This is a genomic window from Aequorivita sp. IT1183 (assembly GCF_058068265.1).
The window spans coordinates 65050-91299 of sequence record NZ_JBYRHS010000003.1; the positions used below are offsets into that span (position 1 = coordinate 65050).

At 36.9% G+C, this 26250-nt stretch carries 24 protein-coding genes and 1 other RNA gene; 18 read left to right on the forward strand and 7 right to left on the reverse strand.

All coding sequences use genetic code 11. The annotated features are described in order from the left end of the window. Positions 1-170: 170 nt before the first annotated feature. A complete protein-coding gene (locus AC3RVF_RS05935) occupies positions 171-929 on the forward strand; it encodes an outer membrane lipoprotein-sorting protein (protein WP_489689857.1) in 759 nt (252 codons plus the stop codon). A 93-nt stretch (positions 930-1022) separates the two neighbouring features. Beyond that, a complete protein-coding gene (locus tag AC3RVF_RS05940) occupies positions 1023-4115 on the forward strand; it encodes a WD40/YVTN/BNR-like repeat-containing protein (RefSeq protein ID WP_489692978.1) in 3093 nt (1030 codons plus the stop codon). Between the two features lie 45 nt (positions 4116-4160). Here AC3RVF_RS05940 and AC3RVF_RS05945 read toward each other — a convergent pair whose 3' ends face one another. After that, on the reverse strand, positions 4161-5516 hold the full coding sequence (locus tag AC3RVF_RS05945) for an NAD-dependent succinate-semialdehyde dehydrogenase (protein ID WP_489692979.1): 1356 nt from the start codon (positions 5514-5516) through the stop codon (positions 4161-4163). A 226-nt stretch (positions 5517-5742) separates the two neighbouring features. On the opposite strand from AC3RVF_RS05945, the gene gcvT reads away from it, so the two are divergent. The 5 genes from gcvT (at position 5743) to AC3RVF_RS05970 (ending at position 9786) form a co-directional block, all read left to right on the forward strand. Further along, positions 5743-6825, forward strand: a complete 1083-nt coding sequence (gene gcvT / locus AC3RVF_RS05950) for a glycine cleavage system aminomethyltransferase GcvT (RefSeq protein WP_489689854.1) — start codon at positions 5743-5745, stop codon at positions 6823-6825. Beyond that, positions 6825-7739, forward strand: coding sequence for a glutaminase (locus tag AC3RVF_RS05955; protein WP_489692980.1), 915 nt, complete (start codon positions 6825-6827; stop codon positions 7737-7739). Before gcvT ends, AC3RVF_RS05955 begins: the two co-directional genes overlap by 1 nt. Positions 7740-7760: 21 nt before the next feature. Further along, positions 7761-8618, forward strand: coding sequence for a sugar nucleotide-binding protein (locus AC3RVF_RS05960; protein WP_489689852.1), 858 nt, complete (start codon positions 7761-7763; stop codon positions 8616-8618). A gap of 29 nt (positions 8619-8647) precedes the next feature. Continuing rightward, complete coding sequence (locus AC3RVF_RS05965; protein ID WP_489689851.1) at positions 8648-8929, forward strand: 4a-hydroxytetrahydrobiopterin dehydratase; 282 nt, start codon at positions 8648-8650, stop codon at positions 8927-8929. Between the two features lie 131 nt (positions 8930-9060). Then, positions 9061-9786, forward strand: a complete 726-nt coding sequence (locus AC3RVF_RS05970; RefSeq protein ID WP_489689850.1) for a YebC/PmpR family DNA-binding transcriptional regulator — start codon at positions 9061-9063, stop codon at positions 9784-9786. Positions 9787-9852: 66 nt separating this feature from the next. On the opposite strand, the gene AC3RVF_RS05975 is transcribed toward AC3RVF_RS05970, so the two are convergent. The 5 genes from AC3RVF_RS05975 to AC3RVF_RS05995 all read right to left on the reverse strand — a co-directional run bounded on the left by AC3RVF_RS05975 (position 9853) and on the right by AC3RVF_RS05995 (position 15473). Next, on the reverse strand, positions 9853-10881 hold the full coding sequence (locus AC3RVF_RS05975; protein WP_489689849.1) for a hypothetical protein: 1029 nt from the start codon (positions 10879-10881) through the stop codon (positions 9853-9855). A 146-nt stretch (positions 10882-11027) separates the two neighbouring features. Further along, the gene (locus AC3RVF_RS05980; RefSeq protein ID WP_489689848.1) at positions 11028-11564 is read right to left on the reverse strand and encodes a 1-acyl-sn-glycerol-3-phosphate acyltransferase; all 537 of its coding nucleotides are present in this window, start codon (positions 11562-11564) and stop codon (positions 11028-11030) included. Between the two features lie 16 nt (positions 11565-11580). Further along, positions 11581-13395 (reverse strand): 3-deoxy-manno-octulosonate cytidylyltransferase, encoded by a 1815-nt coding sequence (kdsB, locus tag AC3RVF_RS05985; protein WP_489690126.1) that lies wholly within the window; start codon positions 13393-13395, stop codon positions 11581-11583. A gap of 51 nt (positions 13396-13446) precedes the next feature. Continuing rightward, positions 13447-14025 carry a DUF4126 domain-containing protein gene (locus AC3RVF_RS05990; RefSeq protein ID WP_489692981.1) on the reverse strand — a complete coding sequence of 193 codons (579 nt, stop codon included), beginning with the start codon at positions 14023-14025 and terminating at the stop codon, positions 13447-13449. Positions 14026-14051: 26 nt separating this feature from the next. Next, entirely contained in the window at positions 14052-15473 is a 1422-nt protein-coding gene (locus AC3RVF_RS05995; RefSeq protein WP_489690125.1) for an ATP-dependent DNA helicase, read from the reverse strand. A gap of 128 nt (positions 15474-15601) precedes the next feature. Between AC3RVF_RS05995 and AC3RVF_RS06000 the strand changes: the two genes are divergently transcribed. The 4 genes from AC3RVF_RS06000 to AC3RVF_RS06015 are packed head-to-tail and all read left to right on the forward strand — an operon-like array spanning position 15602 to position 17992. Next, a complete protein-coding gene (locus AC3RVF_RS06000) occupies positions 15602-16264 on the forward strand; it encodes a hypothetical protein (protein WP_489689846.1) in 663 nt (220 codons plus the stop codon). Then, positions 16245-17063 (forward strand): DUF3822 family protein, encoded by an 819-nt coding sequence (locus tag AC3RVF_RS06005; protein ID WP_489689845.1) that lies wholly within the window; start codon positions 16245-16247, stop codon positions 17061-17063. The genes AC3RVF_RS06000 and AC3RVF_RS06005 overlap by 20 nt, the downstream gene beginning before the upstream one ends. After that, positions 17063-17605 (forward strand): RsmD family RNA methyltransferase, encoded by a 543-nt coding sequence (locus AC3RVF_RS06010; protein ID WP_489689844.1) that lies wholly within the window; start codon positions 17063-17065, stop codon positions 17603-17605. The genes AC3RVF_RS06005 and AC3RVF_RS06010 overlap by 1 nt, the downstream gene beginning before the upstream one ends. Before the next feature lie 3 nt (positions 17606-17608). Continuing rightward, positions 17609-17992: a hypothetical protein gene (locus AC3RVF_RS06015; protein WP_489692982.1), complete on the forward strand. Its 384-nt coding sequence runs from the start codon at positions 17609-17611 to the stop codon at positions 17990-17992. An 11-nt stretch (positions 17993-18003) separates the two neighbouring features. Here AC3RVF_RS06015 and rnpB read toward each other — a convergent pair. Continuing rightward, an RNA gene (rnpB, locus tag AC3RVF_RS06020) (RNase P RNA component class A) lies at positions 18004-18348 on the reverse strand. Positions 18349-18495: 147 nt separating this feature from the next. Between rnpB and AC3RVF_RS06025 the strand changes: the two genes are divergently transcribed. From AC3RVF_RS06025 to AC3RVF_RS06055, 7 genes are all read left to right on the forward strand, one after another. Then, positions 18496-20337, forward strand: a complete 1842-nt coding sequence (locus AC3RVF_RS06025; RefSeq protein ID WP_489692983.1) for a DNA polymerase III subunit gamma/tau — start codon at positions 18496-18498, stop codon at positions 20335-20337. 97 nt (positions 20338-20434) lie between these two features. Further along, a complete protein-coding gene (locus AC3RVF_RS06030; RefSeq protein ID WP_489689841.1) occupies positions 20435-21016 on the forward strand; it encodes a MiaE family protein in 582 nt (193 codons plus the stop codon). Between the two features lie 81 nt (positions 21017-21097). Further along, on the forward strand, positions 21098-22855 hold the full coding sequence (locus tag AC3RVF_RS06035) for an SLC13 family permease (protein ID WP_489689840.1): 1758 nt from the start codon (positions 21098-21100) through the stop codon (positions 22853-22855). An 84-nt stretch (positions 22856-22939) separates the two neighbouring features. Then, positions 22940-24217 carry a chloride channel protein gene (locus AC3RVF_RS06040; RefSeq protein WP_489692984.1) on the forward strand — a complete coding sequence of 426 codons (1278 nt, stop codon included), beginning with the start codon at positions 22940-22942 and terminating at the stop codon, positions 24215-24217. A 63-nt stretch (positions 24218-24280) separates the two neighbouring features. Continuing rightward, on the forward strand, positions 24281-24892 hold the full coding sequence (locus tag AC3RVF_RS06045) for a class I SAM-dependent methyltransferase (protein ID WP_489692985.1): 612 nt from the start codon (positions 24281-24283) through the stop codon (positions 24890-24892). A gap of 259 nt (positions 24893-25151) precedes the next feature. Then, positions 25152-25889: a hypothetical protein gene (locus AC3RVF_RS06050; protein WP_489692986.1), complete on the forward strand. Its 738-nt coding sequence runs from the start codon at positions 25152-25154 to the stop codon at positions 25887-25889. A 60-nt stretch (positions 25890-25949) separates the two neighbouring features. After that, positions 25950-26234 (forward strand): addiction module antidote protein, encoded by a 285-nt coding sequence (locus AC3RVF_RS06055; protein ID WP_489689835.1) that lies wholly within the window; start codon positions 25950-25952, stop codon positions 26232-26234. Positions 26235-26250 lie beyond the last annotated feature (16 nt).

Here is a 26250-nt window from a genome sequence, read left to right on the forward strand (position 1 = left end):
TAAAGATAACTTTTATAATAGGCATCAAAAAAATAATAGGCTGTAACTTTTTATTACAGAGTTCGTCTTATATTTACTCAACCGAAAATTATTATTATTAATAAAGCCCAATTTTAAAAGACGAGAAAAAAGAAGCTGGGCATTCCATTTCAAACAAAAAATTTAAACACATGAAAATCTTAAAAACACTTATCATTGCCTTTTTATTAACAGCTTTTGTACCTGTAACTGCACAAACTGCAGACGAGATAATAAGTAATTACCTTGAAAATACAGGCGGCAAAGCATCTTGGGAAAAATTGCAGAGCGTAAAAATGACTGCGACAGCTAATGCACAAGGAATGGAAATTCCAGTAGAAATTTACCAAACCAAAGAAGGAAATCAATTAATTAAAATTAATTTTCAAGGACAAGAAATCACCCAACTTGCTTTTGACGGCGAAACCATGTGGACAACTAATTTTATGACTATGCAAGCTGAAAAAAGTGATGCTGAGTCTACTGCCAACATGAAAAAGCAAATGAAAGATTTTCCAACTCCTTTTATGAATTACAAAGAAAAAGGATTTACAGTAGAATTAATGGGCAAAGAAACCAAAGAAGGAGCTGAAACCTTTAAACTTATGCTTACGCAATCGCCTATTATGGTTGATGGCGTAGAGGAGCCAAACGTTTCTTACTATTATTTTGACACTGAAAATTATGTACCTATTGTTGCTGAAAGCGAAATAAAGCAAGGTCCAATGAAAGGGCAAATGAATGTTAGCACTATGAGCGATTATCAAGAAGTTGATGGTCTTTATTTTCCTTTTGCACTAAGTATGGGAGGTCAAGCAATTCAATTAAAAGAAATAACGTTGAATCCTGAAATTGACGCGGCAATGTTCGCATTTCCCGCCACTGCAACAGATGCAGTAGAGAAAGAATAACTATTCACAAATAAAAAAAATCCCTGCTCGTTTAGGGATTTTTTTTTAACTGAAATTCTACTTTCAACAGAATTACCTAAAAAACTAACCATCATGAAAAATACCATCATTGCGTTTCTCGCCATTTTTACGAGTTTTACTTTTGTTCAAGCGCAGGACAACGCCTTAAAAGGAAAAGAACTTTTCGGTAATATGAAAGCTCGCCATATTGGTCCAGCACTAATGAGCGGACGTATAAACGATCTTGAAATTCACCCTACAAATGCACGTATTCTCTACGCTGGAGCCGCAGGTGGCGGTGTTTGGAAATCAAGCGATGGCGGAGCAACCTTCGCTCCTATTTTTGACGAACACGCACAATCTATAGGTGTAATAACCTTAGATCCTAAAAACCCCGATGAAGTAATTTGGGTGGGAACAGGTGAAACTTGGACTAGAAATTCAGTTTCTGTCGGTAACGGTCTCTTCAAATCTACTGACGGTGGAAATAACTGGAAAGAAATTCCCGGTTTTGAAAATTCCGAAAGAATTGCTTCCGTAGTTATAAACCCCAATAATACAGATGAAGTTTATGTGGGCGTATTGGGCGCGCTTTGGAGCGATAGTGAAGATCGCGGCGTTTACAAAACTACAGATGGCGGAAAAACTTGGAGCAAAATTTTATACATAGATCCCTCAACTGGAGTTTCAGATATTTTAATGGATCCAAAAAATCCAAATGTATTATTTGCCTCTATGTGGCAATTTCGAAGAACAGCTTGGGGTTTCAATTCGGGAGGTGAAAACAGTGCGATACACAAATCAACCGACGGAGGAAAAACTTGGAAAAAACTTACTAATAGTCTTCCCACTGGAAAATTAGGGAGAATAGGGATTGCAATGGCTCCCAGCGACAGCAAAATAATTTATGCAGTTATTGAAACTGGAATTAAAGAGACAAACGGACTTTGGAGATCCAACGATAGCGGGAATTCTTGGGAACATTTAAATAACGATTTTGGGCTGACTGTGCGTCCTTTTTACTTTTCAAGAATTATTGTTGATCCAAAAAACCCAGATATAATTTTAAAAGGTGGCTTAACAGGTTCTATTAGTCGCGATGGTGGAAAAACCTTTAAAAATCTTGGCAATATGCATAGTGATATTCACGATGTTGCTTTCGATATAAATAATAGCGACATTATTTATTCGGGTACCGATGGTGGTGTTTATCGTTCTTGGAATGGTGGCTCTACTTTTGAAATTGTTGAAAATCTACCGCTTTCACAATTTTATCATATAAGTGTTGACGATGCCGAACCTTACAATGTTTATGGCGGTTTACAAGATAATGGCTCATGGTACGGACCTTCTTCTGCTTCCGGCGGCGTTACTGCGCGCGATTGGAATAGCGTTGGCTATGGCGATGGTTTTCGGGTTTTAAAGCATCCCACAAAAAATATTATTTATTCTGAAATGCAGGGCGCTGCAAACGTTTGGCGTTATGATGTGGATAGAAATAGAACCACAACCGTACAACCACAACCCAAAAAAGGAGATGCCCAATTGCGTTTTAACTGGAATGCACCAATGGCTGTAAGCGCTTTCGTGCCCGACCGATTTTATATGGGAAGCCAATTTCTACACCGTTCAGACGATATGGGCGATAGTTGGACAATCATCTCGCCCGACTTAACTACTAACGATAAATTAAAGCAAGACCAGTCTAAATCTGGCGGACTTTCAGTTGATAACAGTGGTGCGGAAAATCACACTACAATTTTCACAATTGCTGAATCACCTTTAGATCAAAATATAATTTGGGTTGGAACCGACGATGGAAATGTTCAGCTTACAACTGATAGCGGAAAAACTTGGACAAATGTTACCGCAAACCTCGTTGGAATTCCAAAAAACACATGGGTTTATCACATTGAAGCTAGTATTCACGATAAAGGAACTGCCTATGCTGTTTTTGAAGGTCACAACACTGGCGATATGAAACCTTATGCGCTAAAGACAACAGATTACGGTAAAACATGGAAATCTATCATTTCAGAAGATATTGATTCAAAAGCATTTGTTAGAAATATTCAAGAAGATTATAAAAATGAAGATTTGCTTTTCTTGGGAACCGAATTAGGTCTCTATGTAACTATTGACGGTGGAAAAAATTGGTCTGAATTCACAAATAATATGCCTCCCGTTGCGGTTCATTTTATTGACCTACAAAAGCGCACAAACGATTTAGTGATGGGAACTCACGGCCGTGGTGTAATAATTATAGATAATATAAGTCCGTTGCGCCAACTAACCCCAGAAATTCTAAATAAAGAGGCTCACTTTTTTGAAACCGAACCTTTCACAATGACCGAAGAAAGCGGCTTTAGCGGAAGTTTTGGAGCAGAAACCCAATTTGTTGGTGAAAATAAAAACACCGCTGCGCAAATTGTTTATTACCTCAAAAAGAGACATACTTTCGGAAAAATGGAAATGGAAATCCAAGATATGCAGGGTAACAAAATTACAACACTAGCGCCTGGAAAATCGAAAGGAATAAATATAGTAAGTTGGAATTTTATGACTGCTGCTCCAAAAATGGCGCAGGCGAAAACACTTGCTTTTAGTGGCTTTACATCGCCTCGTGTTCCGGCCGGAAAATATAAAGTGGTACTTACAAAAGGGAATGATTCCTTCAGCCAAGACATTGAAATAATATACGATGAAAAGTCTCTTACCACTTTAGAACAACGAAAAGAGCAAGAAACGCTTACTCAAAGTCTTTTTAATATGGTAGAAGATTTGGCCTTTATGGTATATGAAATTAATGAAACCCAAACAAAGGCTACGGAAGTAATTAAAAATCATCCGAAAGGGAAAAAAGATGCTCAAAAATTATATGATGCATTAGAAAATCTACGGACAGATTTGGTAATTACTACAGGCGATAATTACGTTGCATCGGCAGATCCTGAATTGCGTGAAAAGATGGGCGACCTTTATAGCAATGTAGCTTCAAACTATAATAAGGTTTCTGGAGCTTCTATGGCAAATTTCGAATTAATTGCTGATGATTTTTCAAAAGCGAAAAAGCGGTACGAAAATATAAAGGCAAAGGAAGGTGAAAAATTCAATTCGTTTTTAGAAAAGAACAACATCCCAAAAGCTGAAATGCAAAGTAAAGAAGCCTTTTTAAAGAAAGGGTAAAATATTCTAAACCTAACAGGTCTTAAAGACCTGTTAGGTTTTTTACTATTTATTAATATAAACAGTCTTCCTATTTACAAATTCTTGAATACCGTGCTCGCTAAGCTCACGCCCATAACCACTTTGCTTAATTCCTCCAAAAGGCAATCGGGGGTCGCTTTTCACTAATTCATTTATAAAAACGGCGCCTTCGTCAAATTGGAATGCCAGCTTTTCAGCCTCCTCAATATTTTTTGTGAATAGCGAAACACCCAATCCAAACATAGAACTGTTAGAAAGCTCAACAGCTTCTTCCACAGTTTTAAATGTTGTAACAGACAGTACCGGACCAAAAGTTTCTTCATTAAAGACCGCCATGTTTTGTGTAACATTTGACAGGATTGTGGGCTCAAAATAGGCGCTCTGTCGCTTTCCTCCTATTTCTAATTTTGCACCAGCTTTTATAGAAGCGTTCACTTGTTTCTCTAAGTCTTTAGCTAAATCTTCGCGTGCCATCGTGCCAATATATGTGCTTTCATCCATTGGGTCGCCGCTTTTCAATTCGCGAACTTTTATAAGCATTTTTTCGACAAATTCATTCGCGATAGATTCGTCAATAATTAAACGTTTCCCTGCAATGCAACTTTGCCCCGTATTCTGAAATCGCGCCTGAACGCAGGTTGCAACGGTTTTATCCATATCGCAATCTTTTAGCACAACTAAAGCATTGCTTCCGCCTAATTCCAAAACAGTCTTTTTAATATTTTTCCCAGCTATTGAAGCCACAGATGAACCTGCTGGCCCGCTTCCGGTGAGAGTTACTGCTTTTATCTTTTCATTTTCAATTACATCTTCCACGGCATCGCTACCAATCAATAAAGTGGTAAAACAATTTTCGGGAAACCCTGCACGCTTAAAAACCTTTTCAATGTTTAGTGCACAACCAAATACGTTCGATGCGTGTTTTAAAACCCCAATGTTTCCCGCCATTAACGCGGGTGCTGCAAATCTAAAAACTTGCCAAAAAGGATAGTTCCAAGGCATTACAGCCAATACTACTCCCAAAGGTTCGTAACTCACATAACTTTTGTGAGCATCGGTTTTTTTCACTTCATTTTGAAGTTGACTTTCGGCATTTTCTGCGTAATACTCGCAAACCCAAGCGCATTTTTCAACTTCAGCGATGGCTTGTGAAATAGGTTTCCCCATTTCTAAAGTCATCATTTCGGCATATTCATTTTTGTTCTTCTTCAATTCCGAAGCAGCGGCAAGCATTAGTTTTTTCCGTTCAGAAAAGGAGGTTTCGCGCCAACTGTAAAAGCGCTTATCTGCTTTATCAATTATTTCTGAAACTTCCTTTTTTGTATGATTGTTATAGGAATTTATTACTTCTTCAGTATACGGATTTAATGAAGTTGTCATGGACATGATTTTTCTTTTAAAAGTATTGAAAACATTGATAAAATAACAATCGATTAAGATGATTTTAACTTCAAAAATGTTGCAAATAAACACTGTAATCTTTCGTTAACTTTGCACGATTGTAATACATTTGCTAAAATGTTTTTTTATTAAAACATTAAAATAATTAGTACTAAACTGAGACCCTGAGCGGAGCGAACGGGTTTATTAAGAAAACTTTAAATCTATGAAAAACGTAGCACTTTCACATATACACGAACAACTAGGCGCCAAGATGGTGCCATTTGCAGGTTATAACATGCCCGTTTCTTACGAAGGCGTAAACGCAGAACACGAAACCGTCCGCAAAGCAGTTGGTGTTTTTGATGTTTCGCATATGGGCGAATTCTTAGTTTCCGGCCCAAATGCCTTAGACTTGATTCAAAGAGTATGCAGCAACGATGCTTCAAAAGTGGTAGTTGGTCAAGCGCAATACACCTGTCTTACAAACGAAACTGGCGGTATTGTTGACGATTTAATTATTTACCATATGGAAGATGATAAGTGGTTACTTGTTGTAAACGCTTCAAATATTGAAAAAGATTGGAATTGGATTTCAAATCACAATACTATGGGTGCTGAAATGCGCGATATTTCTGATGATTATTCGCTGCTTGCCATTCAAGGACCAAAAGCTATTGAAGCAATGCAATCTTTAACTTCTGAAGATTTAAGTGCTATAAAATTTTATAATTTCAAAGTTGCTGAATTCGCAGGTGTTGAGCACGTTATTATTAGCGCCACAGGTTACACTGGCAGCGGTGGTTTCGAAATTTATTGCAAAAATAGTGAAGCGGAACAAGTTTGGAACAAGGTTATGGAAGCTGGAGAAGATTTCGGCATCAAACCAATTGGTCTAGCTGCTCGCGATACTTTGCGACTTGAAATGGGCTTTTGTCTTTACGGAAACGACATCAGCGACACTACGTCTCCTTTGGAAGCTGGTTTAGGTTGGATTACGAAATTCACCAAGGATTTTGTGAATTCTGAAAATCTGAAAAAGCAAAAAGAAGAAGGTGTTAAAAGAAAACTCATAGGTTTTGAACTTACCGAACGCGGTATTCCTCGTCACGATTATGAAATTGCTGATAAAGACGGAAACAACATTGGTATTGTAACTAGCGGAACGATGGCGCCGTCCTTAGGTAAAGCTATTGGAATGGGTTACGTTACTAAAGAAAATAGTGCTCCCGGCACCGAAATATTTATTCAAATTAGAAATAAACCTGTTGCCGCAACTATCGTGAAAACACCGTTTTACAAAGGTTAATGTTAGATTATCAAGCAATATTAGAAGAAATTCACGAATCACTCAAAAATGCAAAAAATACGGGGGAAGTAGCCTCTTATATTCCAGAATTGGCGAATGTTCCTAAAGATAAGTTTGGAATCAATTTGCAACTAATTACAGGCGACAATTATTCTGTTGGCGACGCTTCAGAAAAATTTTCAATCCAAAGTATTTCCAAAGTACTATCGCTAACCAAAGCTTTTCAGTTAGTGGGAAACGATTTGTGGCACCGCATGGATGTTGAACCTTCTGGAAACCCTTTTAACCATCTTTCTCTTTTGGAATTAGAAAATGGAATTCCTAGAAATCCGTTAATTAATTCCGGAGCTATTGTCGTTGCTGATGTTTTACTTTCACATTTAAAAAATCCGAAGGAAGATTTCTTAAATTTTGTACGGCAATTAGCTCACGACGAAACTATTTGTTACAGCGAAAAAATAGCCGAATCTGAAAGATTAACCGGTTACAATAATTATGCTGCCGCCAATTTATTAAAGGCGTATGGAAATCTTAATAATAACGTTGAAGACGTATTAGATTTTTATTTCCACCAATGTTCCATTTTAATGGATTGTAAGCAACTTACCAATGCTTTTTTCGTTTTTGCACATAGAGGAAAGTGTTTAAAAAACATTCAACATTTAACCGCCAGCCAAGTAAAACGAATAAATGCATTAATGCTAACCTGCGGCTTCTATGATGAAGCTGGTGAGTTCGCCTTTGAAGTGGGATTGCCAGGAAAGAGTGGCGTTGGCGGAGGAATCGTTGCGCTTTTACCACATTGTTTCACAATTGCAACTTGGGCTCCTGCATTAAATTATCAAGGAAATTCCTATTTGGGAATGAAAGCTTTAGAACAATTTACTACAAAAACAAAGTTGTCAATTTTTTAAAATATTTCGGAAAAGATTTAAATGATCAAAAGAGAAGAAAAGCAACGGATTTTAATTTTGGGAGGTAGTGGTTTTATTGGCCACGCCATCTATAAAGAGCTACTCTCCTATTTTGATATTCACTGTACATATTGTAAACAGTACGGGGCTTTTTCAGAAAATCAAGTCTTTCATAACTACTCTGTGGAAGAAGATTCTATGTTTTTATTGCTGAATAAAATTCAACCAACGGTTATAATTTCGGCAATAAGCGGAGATTCTAAAAGTTTGTTTGAGGCACATCAGCAAATTGTGAATTACGCATTACTAAATGCTACTTGTTCTGTACTTTATATTTCTTCTTCCGAAATTTTTAATGGAAAATATAACCTTCCATCTTATGAAAACGATGTTCCACTGTCTAAAACAATTTCAGGAAAATTTAAAATTTCAGTCGAAAAATTATTATTAGAAACCATACCACAACAAACTGCAATTTTAAGATTACCCATGGTTCTTGGAATTAACTCACCCAGAATTCTGCATTTAAGACAATGCATTCGCCACCAAGCTACTTTTGAAGTATTTCCTAATTTGGTTATTAGCACAACAACCATGAATAAAGTGTGCCAACAAATTCATTTTATAATCAATCAATCGCTACACGGAATTTATCATTTGGCGACAAATGACATGGTGCATCACGAAGATCTTTTCAGAGAAATCACTTCGAAAATTGGTGATAAAATGCCTATCTTTAAAAGTGTATTTAGCAGTAATGAAGACCGATACGAAGCAATTCTTCCGAAGAAAAATACACTGCCGAAATCTTACCAAATTACTGTAGCACAAGTAATTGAAGAATGCAGCTTAAATGAAGAGATTATGTCTATAAAATGATCAATGTTTAATATCTAAAATCTAAAAATATGAAAGCTTTATCAGAAAAAGTAATAAATGAAAAATTGAAAGAATTTGAAGGTTGGGATTATCACGAAGGTGCCTTACACACTATATTCGAATTCGATGATTTTAAAGAAGCCTTTTCCGCAATGACCCGAATTGCTTTCGAAGCAGAAAAATTACAGCATCATCCGGAGTGGAGCAATGTTTATAATTCATTAGAAATCTATCTTTCCACACACGATGCAGACGGTGTTACTGAAAAGGATTTTGAGTTGGCGAAGATCATCGACGACCTAATAGGATAGTACTAAAAATTAAAAATGGAAATATTCTGAAAGTTAGATTTTGTAACTTGGGTTTTGGCGTTTGGATTTTTTTATATTTGAACCTTCTTTTTAAGAACAGAAAATAATCAATAACATTATATAATAATAGTATGGGAAGAGCTTTTGAATTCAGAAAAGCAAGAAAAATGAAGCGTTGGTCAGCAATGTCTAAAGCTTTTACTCGCATTGGAAAAGATATTGTGATGGCCGTGAAAGAAGGCGGTCCAGATCCAGATGCTAATTCAAGACTTCGTGCAGTCATCCAAAACGCCAAGGCTATAAATATGCCTAAAGACAACGTAGAGCGTGCTATAAAGCGTGCCAGCGATAAAAGTCTGGGCGATTATAAAGAAGTGCTTTTTGAAGGCTACGCACCCCACGGAATCGCTATTTTAATTGAAACTGCTACAGACAATAATACGCGTACAGTAGCAAATGTTCGGAGTTACTTCAATAAATGTGATGGCAGCATGGGAACTTCTGGTTCAGTTTCTTTTATGTTCGACCATACGTGTAATTTCAGAATAAATCCTGAAGGTTTAGATATTGAAGAATTAGAACTCGAATTAATAGACCACGGCGTTGACGAAATTTTTGAAGATGAAGATGGAATTTTAATCTACGGCCCTTTTGAGAGTTTTGGCGCTATTCAGTCTTATTTGGAAGAAAATAAAATAGAGATTTTATCATCCGGTTTTGAACGTATTCCGCAGGTTACAAAAAAATTAACTGAAGAACAGGCCGCAGACGTTGATAAACTATTGGAAAAAATAGAGGAAGATGACGATGTGCAGAACGTATATCACACCATGGAAGAATCTTCTGAGGAGGAATAAACCAAATTGAATTTCAATAAAAAAAGCCACCTTTTCGGGTGGCTTTTTTTATTGAAACTGTACTTTTTATCTGTCAATATAACATAGTGACGACGCTCCAGGAAATGGAGAGCTTAAATCTGGCGTCAAATTACCGCCTGCTCCAACGTTGTAGAAAAATAAAATTTTACCACCATCATTAGCGCGCTCTGCAATAAACACTGAATTATCTGCACTCTCATATTCTACTGCAACTGGGTTACCAAGACCAGTTAACGAACCAGAAACTCTCACTTGATTACCAGCGAATGCCATTGTACCACCATTTGGTGTCGCATCAAATTTTGAAACGAAGTTGTTAATGAATTGAAAACCACCATCGCTTTCGTTTGATGCATCACCAATATCTGTTAGTATAACAAAACCTCCATCTTCAGTTATTCCGTGGGTACGGGTAATTCCTTCAATAGTAATTTGCTTATTCGGAGTTGCTGTTACATTGGTTGTATAAGTAGTAATGAAGTTTTTCAAAACAGCTACATCACCTGTTTTATCAACGACTGTGTAAAGGTCGTTACCAATAAGCTGTATTCCCCAAACTGCATAATCAACAGTTACTATATTCCGAAGCGTATAACCTGAATTATCGCGAGTAAAGATGAAAAATCTTCCATCTGCAATATCTGGATTACCATCAACATCTTCATTATCTGAAACTATGTAGAAATTATCTTTCACCGCAATATCTCGTGGACTTTCTAGTACTGTATCACTTGAGAGAAAAAGGTTTAAAGGGCTACCAGTAGCAGTCTCGTCAATATTATTATACGAGTTTATAACAGATTGTGATCTTGAATTCACAAAAAGCTCGTCTGTATCCTTGTTGTAAAAAATACCTTCATTGTCTACTGAAGATGTCGTAAATGATCTTAACTGAAGACCATTTGCCGTAAAATCATAAGCAAGTATAGCATTGTTTAAATTGCTAGTGGCATAAACATTTGCAAATACAGTATTTGGCAATGGTTCACCACTTCCTGGATCGTCAGAATCTGAACAGGACATTACCGCTAGTCCAAGAGCTAGCACAGGAATTATTAGTTTTAATTTTTTCATAATTAATTTAGTTTTTTATACATATTTAAGCCTAAGATTTTAAAATTGAAACAATTTTAGCAATGCTTAACTAATTTTTAACATCAGCTATTTGATTATCAACTATTTACAAGAGATAGCGCTAGTGGTTTTTTAACAAAATAGAACTATGAATAGTGCTTATTCTTCCCAACAACTCCTTCGAAGAATGAGCGCAGTTTGGGTGTGTCTTCATCTATGTTGCCCGTAGGATAAAATGGTTTGTCTATAATTATTCTTTTTGTTTGATAATTAAATGCAACACAAATTATTGGCACATTGGCGGCTATGGCCATATAGTAGTATCCCGTTTTCCAAATGGCTACCTTTTTTCTTGTGCCTTCGGGCGAGAGTGCCAGTCGAAATTCGTCGTTTTTTTTAAAAATTTCAGCAATAGCTTCTACTTTATTTTGTCCGGGTGTTCTATCTATTTTAACGCCTCCCGTCCAACGAAAGTACCAACCGATAGGCCAGATAAAAAGTTCTTTTTTGGCAATATAATTAATTTGAATTTTAGTAATTCTCCGGGTAAATAATCCGAGATAGAAATCGTGCCAACTTGTGTGCGGAACCACAATTATAACTGCTTTTTTAACTGAAGGATCAAATGCACCTTCAATTTTCCACCCCATTAATTTTTCGAAAATAAATTTTGTTAAGCCCATAACAGTTTTAGGGTTACTACATCTTTAAGTACATTTCCCTTAATTTTGCTGGGGTAATAATGCTTTCCCAATCGCTTCCGAGGGCATTTTCCCAAAGTGGAACCATTCCCAAAGCAACAGTAATCATTGTTTGCATTTGTTCTTCAGTTAAATTTTTACAGATGCCCTGCGGAATTTCAACCCCATGCTTGGCTACCATTTGCCTGAATAACTTAACATCTTTCGGATAAAATTCTTCTAAATATTCAAAAACAATACAATTACCAATCCCGTGCTTGGTTCCCAATACATAACCCAAACCATAACTCATAGCGTGTGCTACGCCAACTTGCGAGTATGCAATGCTCATTCCGCCGTGCCACGAAGCCATCATTAATTTGGCGCGCGACTCTTCTTCCGTAAGGGTATCGCCAAGAAATATCTCCATACAAAGATCGTATGCTTTTTCGCCATAACTCTGACTGAACGCATTCAAAAATGTTCCATTTAAAGATTCCACACAATGAATAAAACAATCCATCCCCGTGTAAAACCATTGATTTTTTGGAACACCCTTGGTAAGTTCGGGATCGAGTAAAACTTGATCAAAAGGTGTGAAATCACTATTTATGCCCAGTTTGCGAATAGGACCAGTTAAAACCGTAGTTCTGGAAACTTCGGCTCCAGTTCCGGAAATAGTTGGTATCCCTACGTGAAATACTGCTTTTTGTTTCACTAAATCCCAGCCTTGATAATCTGCTGCGCTCCCTTTATTTATTAGCAAAATGGAAACAGCTTTTGCCATATCCATTACGGTTCCGCCACCAATACCTATTATACCCGATGGTATATAAGTGAATTCAGCTTTTATACTTTTTACTAATTCATCTACTTGGCAGGTTTTAGGCTCTTCTTCAGCTGAAATGAAAATTAACTTGTCGTTAAAGCGAAGATTAATTCTATCTAAGAATTCAGTGTTTTCCTTAAAAACGTCATCTACTAAATATATAAATGGCGCTTTTTCCTGCTTTTGAGAAGAAATGATTGTGTTGAGTTGGTCAAAACATCCTTCTCCAAAAACCACTTTAGGCACCATTGGGAAGTTTCTAAATTTATTATTAACCGTTTGCTTCTCTTTATCTTTAAGCATCTTATTTGCACGCGCAAGATCTTCTGGGGTATCTATTTCAACACCCGTAGTGTTTGAAACCGCCATCTTTATATTTTTTCCGTATTCTAAATAACGAATACATTCAATTTTTTCTACAGCTTCCAAAGAACGCATTGGCAAACGGTAAAAATCCATTATGGCTTGTTTACGGAAAGCATAGATTCCTTTGTGCTTGTAATATTGCAGCGCCACATTTTTATCACGTGGATACGGAATAGGTGAACGTGAAAAATACAATGCATAATTATCTTTGTCCACAATAACCTTTACACAATTGGGATCGCTTATTTCTTTCCAGTCGTGGATTTCGGTCATTAGCGAGGCTAAATCAATTTTATCTGCGTCTGGCTCATTAAATACTGCCAGTACCTCTTCCAGCCCTTCTCGACTTGTAAATGGTTCATCTCCCTGAACGTTAACAACAATGTCTACGTCCATATTTTCAACTGCTTCGGCAATCCGATCGCTACCGCAATCGTGTTCTTTTAGGCTCATTATGGCTTTTCCGCCATGCGCTTCTATTTCCTGAAAAATCACGTCGCTATCTGTTACAACGTAAACTTCATCAAAAAGATTAGTGGCTTTTGCAGCTTCGTAAGTTCTAACTATTACAGGCTTACCTGCTAAATCCTGCATCAATTTTCCGGGAAAACGCGACGCACCGTAACGCGCGGGAATCATTGCTATTATTTTCAAGTCGAAGTTTTTAAAATGAATTCAAAAATAAGAAGATTATATTCTTGGTGTGCTTTTTTTACGAAGCTTTTTATAAAATCTAAATATTATGAAAAAAAGAAACAGTACTAATACAAAAGCGATTATAGGCACAAAGATGGAAGCTACAGCCATTACTATTGAAGTACCAGTTTCTACCGTTGTTAAAATTGGATTTGCAATGCCACCAGTAGTGGTGCTTGAAGCAAGTCTGGCTGCCGAGGTATTTCCTTTTATTGCTGCTGCAGTTCCTCCGCCCGCGATTATTGCTAAAGTCCACGTTGCTACAGGGTCTAAGTCTGTTACCGTTGCTACCATTATTGCGGTTCCTGCCAAAGTTGCTAATGGCAATGCAATAGTGTCCAGCAAATTATCAAACCACGGAATATAATATCCGAAGATTTCAACTATTGTGGCCACTCCCATCGTAATTACAGCAGTAATGCTCCCAATCCATTGCCAGCTTTCGTTTAATGGAATTACATCGTAATAACCAGCCAAACTCATAATTAGCAAGGGTAAAAAAATTCGGAAACCAACTGCTGCGGCAAGTCCGACACCGAGAAAAATACTTAGTATAATATTGAAAGTTTCCATATCTTAGTTGGTATTAGACTATAAATTTATTCAACAAAAAATTCATCCTTAAAACCTATTAAATACAGTTTTTCGCGGGCGCGAGTTATTGCTGTGTAAAGCCAACGCAGATATTCTTTATCTACTCCATTGGGTAAATATGGCTGCTCCACAAACACTGTGTTCCACTGCCCTCCTTGCGATTTATGACACGTTATTGCGTAACTAAATTTCACTTGAAGAGCGTTAAAATATTTATTGTTCTTAACAGCTAAAAACTTTTTATACTTAGATTTTTCAGATGCGTAATCCTTCATCACTTCTTGGTACAATTTGTTTGAATCGTCATAAGTAAGTGAGGGAGTTTCTGAAGTTAGCGTGTCTAAAAGCAGCACTGTTTCCAAAGGCTTCATATCTGGATAATCTACCATTCGTATTTTCACTTCCGCAAAACGAAAACCGTAAAGCTCCTTAAAAGCGAAGATTTCCAAAACCTCCACTATATCGCCATTTGCAATAAATCCGGCTTCACTCGTATTATCTACCCAAAAATAATTATTCTTCACTACCATTAAATAATCGCCCGCTGAAAGTTCCGATTCCTGGAAAAGAATACGTTCGCGAATACTCTGATTATAAAGGTTTGCTCTTTTGTTTGAACGCACAATAATTACTGTGTCTTCCTTACCTAGTGCGGAATAGCTATCGTTAATGGCGTCCATAATTTCTTGACCATCTACTGGGCGAATAATATCTGGAAAATCGGTTCCAGAAAATTTAAAGGCTTCATAAAGTTCATTATCTAAACATTCCCTGATTCTCGTGGCATTTTCTAAAATACCGCTATCCTTCTGCTGCCGTACCACTTCATCGAGTTCCAACTTTATAACTTCGCGATTGTATTGATTTTCAAGCAAAGCAGCATCCAAAGCCGGACTAATATCTAAATGTACGGGTGGCAACTGAGCAGAATCTCCAATTAATAGCAGTTTACAATTGTTGCCACTATAAACGTATTGCATCAAATCGTCTAACAATGAACCATTTTCAAACAATTTTGAATCTTGGTTTATATCTGGAATCATCGAGGCTTCATCTACTATAAAAATAGTGTCGCGGTGTTTGTTTTGCTGTAATGAGAAGGAAACAGCGCCTTTTTCGCTCTTCGGAAAATAGATTTTTTTATGAATGGTAAAAGCGTTCTGGTTAGAATAGTTGCTAATTACCTTTGCGGCTCTTCCCGTGGGTGCCAAAAGCACGGAGCGTTTTTTAACTTTAGATAAATTTTTCACCAAAGAACCTACAATTGTGGTTTTTCCGGTTCCTGCGTATCCTTTCAATAAAAACGTTTCATTTTTGCTCGGACTTAGCACGAATTTTGCTAAAAGTTGAAGCGCAATATCCTGCTTTACGGTGGTGTTATGTGGGAAATCATTTTTTAAAAAACTGTAAAATTCTGATACATTCATCATTTGCTCCTGTCAATAAGGGTTTAAAGATAGGTATGATTTTTTCGCAATATACTTTTACGAACAAAAAAAAATTGTAGATTTGCGATAGACCTTTTACTAAAATCAACACTTAAACAATATCTATAATGAAATTAGGAATTCAGATTGTTCTTTGGATTGCCATCGGGTTTTTAGCCTGGCAAGTATGGAGCTCTATTATGGGCCCGGTAGAATTCAACAAAGTTAAAGAAGCGCGCTACGCCAAAGTAATTGAAAGTTTGAAAGATATCCAAGCAGCAGAGCTTGCACACAAAGAAATTACAGGAAAATTCACCGGAGACTGGGACAGTTTGGTTAGATTCCTAGATACTGCTAAATTCGCGAGAACACAAAGACGCGACACTAGTTATGCTGATGTGGCAAAAAACAAGGCTTTTGGTATAGATGAAGGTTACTTCATAGAAAGATCCTTAATTGATACACTTGGCTTTACACTTGTTAAAGATTCACTTTACGGTGGCACAGACAGATACAAAACTATGATGAATGTTCCTGTTAAAGGAGTTGACGCTAAGTTTGAGTTGAAAGTTGGAAAAATTGAGAAAAACGATGCTACCTATTCTGTATTTGAATCGAAAGTTTCAAAAAGAGTTATACTCGCAGATTTAGATAAAGATCTTTTGGCTCAGGAAGTTCAGGTACAATCCGTAGATGGTGTTAACGGACCGGATATAAAAGTAGGCTCTTTGGAAGAGGTTAATACTACCGGAAACTGGCCTAAAATTTACGATGCAGCAAAAAACAATTAACATATCTAATTCTTTACAAAATAGACTGTCCGTTCAAGTTTCTTTGAACGGGCTTTCTTTTTTGATATCAAATCCTGAAAGCGTAGATCCCGTTTTATTTATTGAGAAAAATCTGGAACATAGCACTACGCCAGAGGAATTACTAATGGAGATTGAATCCATTATGTTTAAAAATGATGCGCTAAACGCAACTTTTGCTGAAGTTTCCGTTGTTTACGCTACACCTATTTACAGTTTAGTACCTGCCCCACTCTTTGATGAAACAAAGGCTAGTGAATATTTAAAGTTCAACTCTAAAATATTGGCGAACGATTATATGGCGCAAGATGTTATTGAAAACCAAGACATCGTCGTGGTTTATGTTCCTTTTATGAACATCAATAATTTTTTCTTCGAAAAGTACGGCTCATTTAATTACTACCATTCTATTACTGTTATGCTGAATACAATTCTTGAAAAGGAAAAATATTCGCTACCAAAAATGTTTTTACATTTTCAGAAAAACAATTTCGATTGTATTGTTCTTAAAAATGGCGAACTGCAACTTTGCAACAGCTATAGTTATAAAACTCCCGAAGACTTCATCTATTACACGCTTTACTGCATGGAGCAGCTTAATTTAAATCCAGAGAATCTTCCAGTAATACTTTTTGGCGAAATTGAAAAAAACGACGAAAACTTCAAAATTGCTTATACTTATATTCGCAATCTTGAATTTTTAGATTCAAATATTTACAACAAAAGAAGTTTGGCCGACGATCAACCACACAATCATTTCATTTTAAAAAATGCTCTTTAATGCGAATAATTTCAGGTACATATAAAGGAAGAAGACTAACCGCACCTAAAAACCTGCCCGTTCGACCAACTACCGATTTTGCAAAAGAAGCACTTTTTAATATTCTGCGTGTTCGTTATTTTTTTGATGAAATTACAGTTTTAGATCTATTTTCTGGTACAGGAAATATTAGCTTCGAGTTTGCATCGCGCGGTGTTACTAACATCACCTCTGTTGATGCACATCACGGCTGCGTTCAATATATTAATAAGGTTTCAGAAGAATTTTCATTTCCAATCAACACCATAAAATCTGATGTTTTTAAATATCTTGAAAAAGCTTCAGGTAAATTTGATGTAATCTTCGCAGATCCACCATACGATTTTGATGTTTCAAAATTAGAAAGTATCGTAAATACTATCATTGAAAAACAAATGTTGGAAGAAGAGGAAGGCATGTTAGTAATTGAGCATTCAAAAATGAATAATCTTTCCCATCTTGAAAACTTTAAGGAAGCCCGTAAATACGGGGGAAATGTATTCAGTTTTTTTGGCTACCTTTAAAATATGGCAAACCAAATAATAAAAACAATTGAACTCGATTTCGTTACAATTGAATTTTACGAAGATTTTATAGTTACAACCTTTAAAGAGGGAATTACATTAATTGATCAAAACGTAATGGAAATTCATGAGCTAACTTCGGAGTTCTATAATTCAAAAATGTTTGGTTATATCTCAAACCGCATACACGATTATTCCCGAAACCTATCAACAGAAGCTTATAATGCTAACTTTCCTAATTTAACGGCAATCGCTATTGTATATAAAAGTGATGCTTCTTTGCAAATTGCCAATTTCGAAAAGTATTTCATCAAATCCCCCTTCAAAACATTTACATCATTAGAAGATGCAAAAATGTGGATGGTCCAACAATTGGCAGAAGCTTAAAGGAATTTAAAAAAAAATGCAGGCCTATAAGCCGGGTTCTGTTACCGAAACAAGTTCGGCACCTTATCATTTATCTAGACGTACAGTTACCCGCACGTTCAATCTGTCTACCCTCCTGCTCGGGCGGGAACCCTTTCCCGATTACTCGGGGCACAGGTTTACGTGACATTTCACCGCATAGAGTTTACCTGGTTTCACTACAGCATTACCTGTACATACTTTCTGCTGCACTTGTCCTAATCCCGAAGCTAGTTCGGGACCGACGGCCGTTAGCCGCTATGCTTCCCTATGGTGTCCGGACTTTCCTCCCAAATCCACACCAAAGCGTGGATTTCGACGATAAGGCGGCCTGCTGCGCAAAAGTACTCCAATGTTAATAAATATGGTAAAATACGAACGCCTATTTTTTTAAAAACCGATGTACATCTTTATATTTGCTTCCACGTCAATATTACATCATTCGGTCACTAACTATTGATCAATTAATACTGACTACTAAAAATATGGAACACTTCATTGTATCTGCCAGAAAGTACCGCCCCGCCGTTTTTAAAGATGTTGTTGGGCAACAGGCCATTACCAATACTTTGGAAAACGCCATAGAAAATAACCACCTCGCACAAGCTTTACTTTTTACAGGACCTCGAGGGGTTGGCAAAACAACTTGCGCACGTATTTTAGCGAAAAAAATAAATCAAGATGGCACCGAAAAAGACGATGAAGATTTTGCTTTCAACATTTTTGAATTAGATGCGGCATCAAATAACTCGGTAGACGATATTCGAAATTTGATTGATCAAGTTCGAATTCCGCCACAAGTTGGAAAATACAAGGTGTACATTATTGATGAGGTGCATATGTTGTCCTCAGCGGCTTTCAACGCATTTCTTAAAACTTTGGAAGAACCACCCAAACACGCCATTTTTATCTTGGCAACCACCGAAAAACACAAAATAATTCCTACTATACTTTCTCGTTGCCAGATTTTCGATTTTAGACGAATTGGTGTTCGTGATATAAAAGATCATTTAGCCGAAGTTGCAAAGGCCGAAAATATTGAAGCCGAAGACGACGCACTACACATTATTGCACAAAAGGCAGATGGTGCGTTGCGCGATGCACTTTCAATTTTTGATAGAGTTGTAAGTTTCGCCGGAAAAAATCTTACCCGCGAAGCAGTTACAGAAAACCTGAATGTACTTGATTACACTTGGTATTTTCAGATTACAGATATGTTGTTAGAAAATAACATTCCACAGGTATTAGTTACTTATAACGACATACTTTCAAAAGGTTTTGATGGGCATCATTTTATAATGGGTCTTGCCTCCCACTTCCGCGATTTAATGGTTTGTAAAAACCAAGAAACAATCAATTTACTGGAAGTTGGCGAGCAGGTAAAAACAATGTATTTTGAACAGTCACAGAAAACCAATGTGCCGTTTTTAATTGAAGGAATAGACATTGCAAATACTTGCGATCTAAAATATAAAAACAGCCAAAACCAACGGCTTCTGGTCGAACTTTGCTTAATGCAGCTTGCTTCTCTGACTTTTCAGGGAGAAAAAAAAAACTCCAATAACGGCGAACGTTTCGTAATACCGCCCTCCTATTTTAAGAGTGAAAATATTGCTTCAGAAAAAATAACTTCTGCAGGCAGTACTGTGCCTAAACCGAGCCAAACTGATACTTCGGCTCCTCCCAGTAACGGTGAAGAAACTGAAAACGATACTTCGAATTCGCTCAGTAACCAGAATGCCAAAGTTATAAATAATGTGAGCGAACCTTCGGAAGAACTTAGCGCTGAAAACACACAACCGAAAACAGACAACCGAGAACCCCAAAAAGTAATTGAGCGTCCGCAAATTCTTGCGGAACGAAACGCCAAAAAAGTTTCCGCCCTTTCCATAAAAAGCATTCAGAAAAAGCAAGAGATAAAGCAGGAAATGGCTGATAATCAACCCGACGCTGAAAACCTTCCAGTGAACGAATTTACTGAAGAAGCCATGCTAGCTGCTTGGACGGATTACACCGCCGATGTTGAAAGCGACGGTAAATTCAACCTGCTTTCGCATTTAACGATGGGCGTTCCAAGATTAGATGGTGCAATTATTCACCTTGAATTTCCGAACCAAACTATAAAAACCGAAGTAGAACGTGCTAAGTACGAATTGCTTGGTTATTTGCGCGAAAAACTTCAGAATTACAATATAGATCTGGACATAATCGTAAATGAAACCTCGGAAAAAAAATACGCTTACACTACCCGCGAAAAATTTGATAAAATGAAAGAGATGAATCCCATGATTGAAAAATTGCGGAAGGAATTTGATTTGGATATTTAAATTAAAAATCCAAATTTCAAGTACAAAATTCCAAATAAAAAACAAATTTCAAAAAAGTCAAAAATCGGCAATCGTAAATCCTAAATTCTAAATCAAAATGCTAGGCTTAAAACTTCCCACAGACCCACGCTGGGTAAATATTGTTGAAAAAAACATAGAAGATATTCTTACAGATCACGCTTGGTGTGAGCAAAAAGCCGCTTCTACTGCGGTTTCGCTTATAGTAAGCTTTCCAGAATACACAGATCTTATTCAGGAAATGATAGCTTTGGTAAAAGAGGAAATAAGTCATTTTAAAATGGTGCACGACAGAATCATCGATAACGGCTGGGTTTTAGGCCGCGACCGAAAAGATGAGTATGTTATGCAGATTATTCAATTCTTCCCAAAAGGTGGTAGTAGAACCACACAACTTGTTCATAGATTGCTTTACGCAGCATTAATTGAAGCCCGCAGCTGCGAGCGTTTCAGGTTATTGAGTGAAGAATTGGAAGATAAAGAACTTGCAGAATTTTACCGAAAACTAATGGTAAGCGAAGCAAATCATTATACTATGTTTCTTGGGTTTGCCCGCCAATACGGCGACAGAAAAGAAGTAGATCAAAAATGGAACGACCTTCTTTCCTTTGAAGCTGAAGTGATGAAAGACCTAAGCAAACACCATTCAATACACGGATAATTAGCCGAATAAATATTTTTGGACACCCACATTTCATCTACTACTTTTACATATCTTTAATGGCCTTTCAAAATTTTCAATATGGAAATAGCCATTGTAATCGGATTGCTGGTAGTAGCCATTGTTCTCTTCGCCACCGAAAAATTTTCGGTTGATGTTGTTACCATTGGTTTAATTTTGGTGCTTGCCTTTTCTGGAATTATTTCACCCAAAGAAGCCTTTGAAGGTTTCAGTAGCGATTTCATAATTATTTTAGCTTCCATATTCATTATTTCGGGTGCCTTGGCAGAAACGGGATTGCTGGACAAAGTTGGCTCGCAATTAATAAAAGTGGTGAAAAGTAAAACCTTATTTGTGGGTTACACTATGTTTATAACTGGCTCGTTGTCTGCGTTTATGAACAATACCAGCGTCACCGCTTTAGTTACCGGCCCAGTAATTGGGATGTGCAGAAAACTGAAAATAAGTCCGTCAAAAGTTTTAATTCCAGTTGCCTTCGCCTCTATCCTTGGCGGAACTTGCACGTTAATTGGTACTTCAACCAATATTGCGGTAAGTGGTTATATAGCTCAAGCTGGAATGGAACCACTCAGCTTTTTTGAAATATCAGGAATCGGCCTCATTTTTCTCGCCACTGGAATAATTTTCATATTACTTTTTTATCAAAAATTGTTGCCTGACCACAAGGAAGTAGGTTACAACGAGCGATATGAAATTGCCCAATATTTATCTGAAATCGTTGTTTCGGAAAAATCGAAGTTAGTGGGGCAACCTGTTTTCTTTTCAGATTTGGCAAAACAGGAAGTACGCATTCTGAAAGTTATTCGGAATAAAGAAGATTTTATTCCCCACCGTTTTACGCGAATACATGCTGATGACATTCTAATTGTAGAATGCAGCGTGGAAAATCTTATTAAAATAAAGGAAACCCCCGAATTAGATGTTTTGGCAGATACCATAGGCGATAAAGTAATTGAAAACGAAAAAATAATCCTCGCTGAATTACTAATTACTCCCGGCTCCCGACTTATCAATCGGTCGTTGAAGGAAGCGCGTTTTCGTCAAAATTATGATTTGGTTGTGTTGGCAATTCAACGTTTTGGCGATACTGTATCGCAAAAAATAGGCGGACTTCATTTAAAAATTGGGGATACGCTATTGGTTCAAGGCACGCAAGAAGATATTGACAATAATAGAAGCTCCAACGATTTTTCCATAATTGGCGATTTCCGTGTAAATATGTTCAAGGAAAAGAAAGGCATTTTTGCGGCTGCAATTTTTTTGGTTGCAATACTTGCTGGCACCTTGGAGTGGGCGCCGCTATCTATTACGTTTATGGCTGCAGCTTTACTCACGGTACTTTCGGGCGCCTTAAATATTGATAGGGTATACCAGGTAATAAATTGGAAACTTTTAATACTTATTGGCGGAATGACGGCTTTTGGAACGGCCATGGAAAATTCGGGCGCATCACAATATTTAGCGGAAAACATTCTAAATCTATTGGGCCATCTTGGACCGTTTTATGTAATGGGTGGTTTCGTAATATTAGTAATACTTCTTACCCAACCCATGAGCAATGCCGCGGCGGCTTTGGTGGTGCTACCAGTTGCAATAGATACCGCTGTAATGATGAACTCAGATCCGCGAACCTTCGCCATTGCAATAATGTTGGGAGCATCCGTTTCGCTAATCGCACCTTTTGAACCTTCGTGCATTTTAGTATTTGGCCCTGGAAAATATAAGTTCGCAGATTTCTTAAAAGTCGGTCTGCCCTTAACTTTAATTTTATTTATTTTGCTAATGATTTTCGTTCCTATCTTTTGGCCTTTAAATTAATTTCATTTAGAACAACAATTTCTTTTAGGTTTTCGAAATGGAGCGAAAATTAATCACGGATTTTTGAGCTATAAGTAGTTAATAATGAAATTAAAGCGAAGAAGAAAACTCATTAAGTACACTGATGTTTTAGACAGACCCATTCGGTTTAACCCTTTTGTTTTTAGCCGAATGTTTTTTCTTTGGGCAGCACTTGGCCTAATAGGTGGATTAATTTCTGGAGCCTATTGGATCGTATTAATGTATCTAACCGAATTTTTAGGAGTTTATCAAGGTTGGCTCGTGATTCCGGTAATGGCAATCTGTGGGCTTTTGGCAGGTTTAATTATTTATTTTATTGGCGACCCTGGCGAAATGCAACTTATTGTAAATAATATTCGCTTTAACAAAGGAAAACTCGATCCCAAAAACAATCCTTCCATGATACTTTCCTCGCTGCTTTGTGTGGCTTCGGGCGGAAGTCTCGGGCCTGAATCTCCTTTAGTGCAAGTTACCGGTTCAACCGGAAGTTGGATTGGGAAAATATTCCGCTTAAAAGGCGAAGAATTACGCTCGCTAAGTATTGCAGGGATGGCATCAGGCTTTACAGCGCTATTTGGCGCTCCGCTTGGCGGAAGCCTTTTCTCATTAGAAATACTTCACCACAAACACGCGGTAGAATACTACCAAGCTATAATTCCAGCCCTTGTAGCCAGCGGATTTAGCTATATTATTTTCGCTATAATCGTTCAGTTGGGATGGGGACCTTTGTGGAATTTACCAGCTTACGAAATGGAAACATTTTTCGATTTTGGTTGGGCGGTATTTTTCGCGGTGATTGCAACTGTAGTTGGTTGGGGATTTATATTTTGCACCAAGTTTTTTAAAACCCTCTTCGAAAAACTGAAAACGCCTATTTATATTAAAACCTTAATTGGCGGGATTTTACTGGGAACCATCGCTTTTTATATTCCACTAACAAGGTATTTCAGCCATTTTGAAATCAACGAACTATTACAGGAAAATGGAACAATCCAATTTTTAATTAGCGTTTTAATTTTTAAAATTATCGCTATCGCCATAACCGTAACTTCAGGATGGCGTGGCGGATTTATTATTCCGTTGTTTTTCTGCGGTACTGCGCTGGGGCTGCTTATTCACACTATTTTTCCGTCCATTAGTCTATCGTTAACTATTGTAAGTTGTATGGCTGCCATTAACGCTTGCGTAACGCGTACGCCAATGAGTACGACCATTCTTCTGGCTACACTTACGGGTTTTACGTATTTTATCCCCATACTTTTTGCGAGTTTAACCGGCTATTTTTTGGCGCCAAAAATTCCTTTTATTGGAGCGCAGATGGAAGAGGAAATAGAAAAATAATACATAAAAACACAGATGAAAATTAGACCAATTATTAATAGCCGAAAATAAAATTAATCCTGTATGGAAATTGATAAAACAACCCATTGGCAAACGGTTTACGAGACCAAAAACTCGGATCAAGTAAGCTGGAGCCAAGAAGTTCCACAAACTTCATTGAATTTTATCCGTTCGTTTAATTTAGATAAAACTGCCCAAATCATAGATATTGGTGGCGGCGACAGTACACTTGTGGATTATTTGCTGGACGAAGGTTTTGAAAATATTACTGTGCTCGACATTTCTGCGAAAGCACTTGAAAAAGCACAAAAAAGACTTGGTGATAAAGCAAAAAAAGTAAGCTGGATTGTAAGCGATATTACATTATTTCAACCCAAAATAAACTATGACGTGTGGCACGATAGAGCAGCATTTCATTTTTTAACCACTACAGAACAAATTGAAAACTACAAACACACGGTTAAGAACGCAGTAAATGGATTTTTGGTAATTGGAACGTTTTCAGAAAATGGCCCTTTAAAATGCAGTGGCCTCGATATAACACAATACAGCCCCGAAAAACTGACAGCAGAATTCAGCGATAACTTCGATAAAATTAGTTGCCTCATCGAAGACCACAAAACCCCTTTTGATACGTTACAGAATTTTGTGTTTTGCAGTTTTAAAAAGAAATAAGTTTACCCAAATTAGGTTTTCTACTTAAATATTCTTCCCTCCCTGATTGATTCGAAAACAATGCAAATTGTGGCTATGCGGTTTATTGTTTCGATCTCAACCCCTTTTCTTATCGTTGATAAGTACGTTATTAACTCCTTGACTACACGGTTTTAAAAGGAACTGTTTTGTATTATATTTGAATGGAACAACCATTACATATATTTGACGGATATATGTTTTTGTAGGGTTGTATATAACCATTTTAGTCACAATTGAAATGAACCAGGTACTTTTAAAACATATTTATTCTGTTATTAGCAAAACATTGCTAAATCAAACCGACCGAATAAGCAAAAATTTTGAACAAGCTGACAAAATAATCATTTGGGTTGTCGGATTTTCAATTGGTATTTTTGTTTTGATTATTGGACAAGAAACAAGTAACGAATTTATAATAAATTTAACTTTTGAGATTTCTGTTTTCTCTTTGGTGGTGGTAATTACCGGACTTTTATTTCGGATTATTTCATTTTTCACTCAAATGCATTATACCGGAATTGTAATTTCCTTTGCGACCTTCGCTGAAAACATTTCGAGTTCGCCAGAAATTCCGATATCAAGAGAAATTAAGACAAATGATAGCGCGGAACGAATAATTGATTTTCTAAAGGAAGATTTTAATTACGAAGTCAAAAAGATTGACTTATCAAAAATGACAGAGGAAGCCAGGAATGGTTATCGAGACGCTTTGATTAATTATTATAATATGCTTGCCGACTCAAATGATGTCGAAAACCAACTTAATGAATACAAAACCAATTTTGCCAATCATTTCGGCTATTCTAAAAAATATCTCGATAAACGAATGGACAATTTGGACTTTACGAAAAGAAAGGGAATTAGCTATCAAATTATGATGTGGATAAGTTACATCTTCTTTTTTCTGACAATCGGAATATTTATAGCAGGTGCAGTAACAGTATTATATGAACTCGTAACAAACTACAGTGGCTAACCCGGTATATAAGCTATGGCTGGGTCAATCCTCATTTGGAAAAAGTTAAATAAATAGAAAATGGAAACTTCAAGATTTGAAATAGCAGATTATTTGGACAGTAAAGAAATGATTGCCGAATACCTTAACACAGTTTTGGAAGAAGGTAATAATGCAGACATAATTAATGCAATCGGACATATTGCAAAAGCTATAGGAATGACAAAAATTGCGGAAGAAACTGGATTGAGCAGACCGAGTTTATATAAGGCACTATCTGATGGAGCAAAACCTCAATTTGCTACAATTATGAAAGTATTAAAAGCAATCGGAGGACAAATACAAGTGACTCCAACATCTACCTAAAAAAATAACACATTAC